Annotated in this window: 6 protein-coding genes and 1 pseudogene; 2 read left to right on the forward strand and 5 right to left on the reverse strand. The window is 72.4% G+C overall.

Going from position 1 to position 5,008, the window contains the following annotated elements:
- The 3 genes from VB737_RS14905 to VB737_RS14915 all read right to left on the reverse strand — a co-directional run.
- Positions 1-808, reverse strand: an 808-nt coding sequence (locus VB737_RS14905; protein ID WP_500314109.1) for a tRNA (5-methylaminomethyl-2-thiouridine)(34)-methyltransferase MnmD, incomplete at its 3' end; no start/stop codon positions are given.
- Entirely contained in the window at positions 783-2,090 is a 1,308-nt protein-coding gene (aroA, locus tag VB737_RS14910; RefSeq protein ID WP_500314117.1) for a 3-phosphoshikimate 1-carboxyvinyltransferase, read from the reverse strand. The genes VB737_RS14905 and aroA, both read right to left, overlap by 26 nt.
- A gap of 81 nt (positions 2,091-2,171) precedes the next feature.
- Positions 2,172-2,501 (reverse strand): DUF2605 family protein, encoded by a 330-nt coding sequence (locus VB737_RS14915; protein ID WP_500314111.1) that lies wholly within the window; start codon positions 2,499-2,501, stop codon positions 2,172-2,174.
- A 97-nt stretch (positions 2,502-2,598) separates the two neighbouring features.
- Here VB737_RS14915 and VB737_RS14920 point away from each other — a divergent pair, with 97 nt between their 5' ends.
- Positions 2,599-3,285, forward strand: a complete 687-nt coding sequence (locus VB737_RS14920; RefSeq protein WP_500314112.1) for a DUF547 domain-containing protein — start codon at positions 2,599-2,601, stop codon at positions 3,283-3,285.
- Between the two features lie 32 nt (positions 3,286-3,317).
- On the opposite strand, the gene VB737_RS14925 is transcribed toward VB737_RS14920, so the two are convergent.
- Positions 3,318-4,061 (reverse strand): TIGR04283 family arsenosugar biosynthesis glycosyltransferase, encoded by a 744-nt coding sequence (locus VB737_RS14925; RefSeq protein WP_500314113.1) that lies wholly within the window; start codon positions 4,059-4,061, stop codon positions 3,318-3,320.
- Between VB737_RS14925 and ubiG the strand changes: the two genes are divergently transcribed.
- The gene (gene ubiG / locus VB737_RS14930; protein WP_500314115.1) at positions 4,036-4,821 is read left to right on the forward strand and encodes a bifunctional 2-polyprenyl-6-hydroxyphenol methylase/3-demethylubiquinol 3-O-methyltransferase UbiG; all 786 of its coding nucleotides are present in this window, start codon (positions 4,036-4,038) and stop codon (positions 4,819-4,821) included. The two genes, VB737_RS14925 and ubiG, sit on opposite strands and share 26 nt — an antisense overlap.
- Here ubiG and VB737_RS14935 read toward each other — a convergent pair.
- A pseudogene (locus VB737_RS14935) lies at positions 4,790-5,008 on the reverse strand (transcriptional regulator); the annotation flags it as partial. The gene ubiG and the pseudogene VB737_RS14935 sit on opposite strands and share 32 nt — an antisense overlap.

A 5,008-nucleotide genomic window follows, 5' to 3' on the forward strand; every position in this document is an offset into this window, starting at 1 on the left:
TGGCGGTGCCGCTGGGGTCCCGGTAGGGCACCCCGGCGCGGCTGGCCAGGTGCTCCCGCTCGAACGGCTCCAGGGGGCGCAGGGATGGATGGGGGGCCAGTGGGGTGAAACTGGCGGCCGTCCCGGCGCTCCAGCGCTCCGGTTCGCTGGCGGGCGGCCGGATCGCCCGCAGCTCCAGGCCCAGATCCTGCAGGCAGCGGCGCACCGCCGCCGCGGAGCTGTAGGTGAGCAGCCGGCCGTCGGGCCGCAGCAGCCGCACCAGCTGCTCCAGGAATTCCAGGCTCCAGAGCTGGGGGCAGCGCTGGGGGGAGAAGGCATCCAGCAGCACCAGGTCGCAGCGGCCCACCAGCGTGTCCAGCAGCTCGGGCAGCAGGCGGCGGGCATCGCCCAGCCGCAGGCGATCGCTGCCGCTGAGCTCCTCCAGTCGGCCGATCACCGCGGCGGGCCACTGGGCCCGGAAACCGGCGTCCGCCAGGGCCAGGGCCAGGGGCCGGTGGTCCAGCTCCAGACCCCACCAGTCCAGCTCCAGGCCGGCGGCGGTGGCGGCGGCGAGCAGGGCGGCGGTGTTGGTGCCGGTGCCGACGGCCACCTCCGCCACCACCAGCTGCCGGCCCGGGGCGAAGCGCTCCAGCGCCGCCGGGACCACGAACTTCTGGTTGGCTTCCAGCAGGGCGCCGGCGGCACTGTGGAAGCCCTCGTCAAAGGTGCCGCTGTAGAGGCTGAAGCTGCCGTCGCGCCCCCGCCGGGGCAGCAGCTCGAGCCCCGGTTCCGGTTCAGCCGTCTCAGTGCCGCAGGCGGGCCAGGTCATCCCAGAAGCCTGGGTAGGAGACGGCGGCCGCCTCCGGCCGCCCCAGGCGGGTGTCGCCCCGGGCCACCAGGGAGGCCACCGCCAGGCTCATCGCCACCCGGTGATCCGTCTCGCTGTCCACCTCCGCCCCGTGCAGCGGGGTGGGGCCTTCGATGCTGAGGCCATCGGCGTGCTCCTCGAGCCGGGCCCCCATCGCCGTGAGCTGGCGGGCCATCACCGCCAGGCGGTCGGTCTCCTTGACGCGCAGTTCGGCGGCGCCGCTGATGCGGCTCAGCCCTTCGGCGCAGCAGGCCGCCACCGCCAGCACGGGGATCTCGTCCACCAGGCGGGGGATCATCGGCTCCTCGATGCGGAAGGCCCGCAGCGGGCCGTGCTGGACGCGCAGATCGCCCACCGGCTCGCCGGCCACGTCGCGGCTGTTGAGCACGGTGATCCGGGCGCCCATCTCGGCCAGCACATCGAGGATGCCGGTGCGGCTGGGGTTGAGCCCCACGTTCTCGACCGTCAGATCGGCCCCCGGGGTGATCGCCGCCGCCACCAGCCAGAAGGCGGCGGAGCTGATGTCGCCCGGCACCACCACGGCCTGGCCCTCCAGGGCCGGTCCGGGCCGCACGGTGATGAACCGGCCCTGGTCGCCATCGACCTCCAGGTCGGCACCGAAGGCCCGCAGCATCCGCTCGCTGTGGTCGCGGGTGGGGGCCGGCTCGATCACGGTGGTGGGCCCGTTGGCTGTCAGGGCGGCCAGCAGCAGGGCGCTCTTGACCTGGGCCGAGGCCACCGGCGTGCCGATGACGCTGCCGTGCAGGGTCTGCCCCTGCACCGCCAGGGGGGCCAGGTTGCCGTCCTCACGCCCCTGGATGCGGGCGCCCATCTGGGCCAGGGGAGCCCCCACCCGGCGCATCGGCCGCGAGCGCAGGGAGGCATCGCCGCTGAGCACGAAGTGGCGCCCCGCCCGGCCGGCCAGCAACCCCAGCATCAGCCGCATGGTGGTGCCCGAGTTGCCGCAGTCGAGCACGTCGGCGGGCTCCTGCAGCCCGTCCAGGCCCACCCCCTCGACGGTCACCACCTGGCCGTCAGCGATCGGCGAGACCCTGACCCCCATGGCCCGCAGGCAGGCGGCGGTGCTCTGGGGATCTTCGGCGGGCAGGAGCCCCTCGATGCGGGTGGTGCCCTCGGCGATCGCCCCGAACAGGAGCGAGCGGTGCGAGATCGACTTGTCGCCGGGCACCGTCACGCTTCCCCTCAGGCTGCCGCCGGCCGGCAGCAGCAGCGGCGCCGGCAGTGGGGCAGCGCTGACATGGACGCTCGCGGAGGAGGACAACAGGCCGGGAGCCAACTGGGTTGATCCTATGGAGCGGCCGGTTCAGGGCCGGATGCCAACGGCCCGCAGCCTGGCCGACAGGCTCCAGACCTCCACCACCAGCTGGTGCCAGGGGGTGATCGTCTCCATGGCCAGTCCCATCGGCTTGGGGGCGGCGGCCCGCAGGGCCCTCGCCGCCGCCAGGGACCGGCGCGCTTCGTCGAGCCGTACCCGCAGCTGGTGCTGGTCGGCCAGGGACAGCACCGTCTCCGGGCAGTGGTCGAGCAGCAGCAGGCCGCGATCGAAGGACTCGGCGTAGTCCTGCAGCAGCGGCACCAGGATCTCCTCCAGCAGGGGGCCGGTGGGATCGGGCAGGGAGGGGGCGGGAACCATGGGTCCAGCCTAGGAATCCACTCCCGGGCCGTTCGGGTACGGATCACCAGCCCCCGGGAGACGGCCATGGAACGATGGGGCCGGAACGGGTCGCCCCATGATCGACGTCGCCGTCTGGGATGACCTGCTGCGCCGCCATGTCGATGGGGAGGGCCGGGTGGACTACGGCGCCTGGCAAGGGCAGGACGCCGAGGCACTGGAGGGCTGGCTGGCGGAGCAGCGCCCCTTCGATGCGGACCCCGGTGATGGGCCCGGGGCGCTGGCCCTCTGGATCAACCTCTACAACGCCCTGGTGATCCGGCAGGTGCTGGCCCGCTTCCCGCTGGTCTCGATCCGGCCCAGCTTCGCCGGGGTACCGAACTGGCCGGCGTTCCTGGCCTTCTTCTCCCGGCCGGTGATCAGCGTGCAGGGCCAGCCCCTCAGCCTCGATCAGATCGAGCACGGCCTGCTGCGGCCCCGCTTCGGTGACCCCCGCCTCCATTTCGCCCTGGTCTGCGCCGCCAGGGGCTGCCCCCTGCTGCGGCCGGAGGCTTATCGCCCCGAGCACGTCACCGAGCAACTGGAGGAGGACGCCCAACGGTTTCTGCGCAACCCCCTGAAGCTGCGCTTCGATCCGGTCCGCCGCACCCTGCACTGCAGCCGGATCCTCCAGTGGTACCGCCGGGACTTCCTGGCGGTGGCCCCCTCGATCGCCGCCTACGTGGGCCGCCACCGGCCGGACCTGGATCTGCCGGCCGACGTCCGGATCGCCTGGCTCCCCTACGACTGGACCCTCAACGGCTGAGTGTGCGTCGCGGGGTGTCGGACGGCCGAGCGTCAGTCCCGGATCTCGCCGTAGAGGCGCTTCAGCCGGGCCGCCGGCACCCCCAGGCCCCAGAGCAGCCCGACCGCCAGGTAGATCCCGGTGGCCTTCCAGGAGCCCCAGCGCGCCACCCGTCGATCGGAGGTCTCCACCACCCGGTCGAGCTGCCGGATGCGCCCCAGCCGGCCCAGCCGGTCGCAGAGATCGGCGTCCTCCATGATCGGCAGGCGCTCATCGAAACCGCCGCAGCGCAGGAAGTCGCTGCGGCGGCAGAACATGGCCTGGTCGCCGAACAGCACCCGGAAACCCTTCAGCAGGTAGCGGTGGGGGCGAAACAGCAGGGCTGCGTAATGGGTCTTGAGGGCGTTGTGCAGGCTCACGCCCCAGCGGGTGCGGTCGGCGCCCCGCATCAGGGCCAGGAAGCCGCCGCCGCTGATGGCCGGGTCGGCCAGGGTGGTGCTCACCAGCTGCACAAGATCCGAGGGCACCAGGGTGTCGGCATGGAGGAAGCAGAGGATCTCGCCGCGGGCCGCCGCCGCCCCCCGGTTCATCTGCACCGCCCGCCCCGGCCGCGGCGAACGGATCACACGGCAGCCGTGCCCCTGGGCCGTGGCCAGGGTGGCATCGGTGCTGCCGCCATCTACCACGATCACCTCGTCGGCCGGCGGATCGAGGATCTCCAGCTGCTGCAAAGTGCGCCCAACATGGCCGGCTTCGTTGAGGGTCGGGATAATGATCGAGACCGACCTTGTCGCCACCTTGCTGCGCAACAATCTTGCATTCTACGATCAGCAGGCGGCTTGCTGGTGGGAGGAGTCGGCGACGATCTTTCCCCTCAGCCAACTCAATCCGCTGCGCTTTCTCTACTTCGATCGGTTCGTTTCCGACTGGCGCAATCGGCGGGTTCTGGATGTGGGTTGCGGCGGCGGCTACACCTGCGAATTCCTGGCCCGCCGCGGCGCCTTGGTCACCGGCATCGACCGCTCCGCGCCCTGCATCGCGGCGGCCCGCAGCCATGCGGCCACCTCGGGCCTGGCCATCGAATACCACGTCGGCAGGGCGGAGGCGCTTCCCTTCGCCGCCGGCCGCTTCGATGTGGTGGTCTGCGTCGATGTGCTGGAGCATGTCGATCGTCCCGAGGCCGTGATCGCCGAGATCGCCCGGGTGCTCGCCCCCGGAGGAACGCTCTGCTTCGACACCATCAACCGCACCTTCCGCTCCCGGCTGACCATGATCTGGCTGCTGGAGACGCTGCTGCGGCTGATCCCCGCCGGCGTCCATGACTGGCGGCGGTTCGTGCCCCCGGCGGAGCTGCGGCGCTGGCTGGAGGCCAGCGGTTTCGGCGCCATCACCATGCGCGGCATGGACCTGTTCGGCCGTGGCCCGGTGCGCACCCTCGGCCGGCTGCTCCACTACCGCCGCTGCGGCGGGTTCCAGGTCCGCTTCGACGACGACCTGGCCGTGATATTCATCGGAACGGCCCGCCTCAGCCCAGCAGCAGGCCCCCCGATTCACTGAAGGCGGCCCGGGCACTGCGCAGGTCGAACAGCAGGTCCTCCAGGGTCAGCTGGTCCAGTTCCCGCTCCAGGGCCTGCAGCAGGCGGCGGTTCAGCACCCGGGTCACCCGATCGCTGGGCCGGGGGTCCTCCTGGGCATCCCCCAGGGCGATCAGGCTGCCGGCCGGGGCGTCCACCGCCGCCAGGAT

Origin of the sequence: Synechococcus sp. BA-120 BA3, from assembly GCF_034931285.1 — a bacterium.
Taxonomy (GTDB): Bacteria; Cyanobacteriota; Cyanobacteriia; order PCC-6307; family Cyanobiaceae; genus Cyanobium.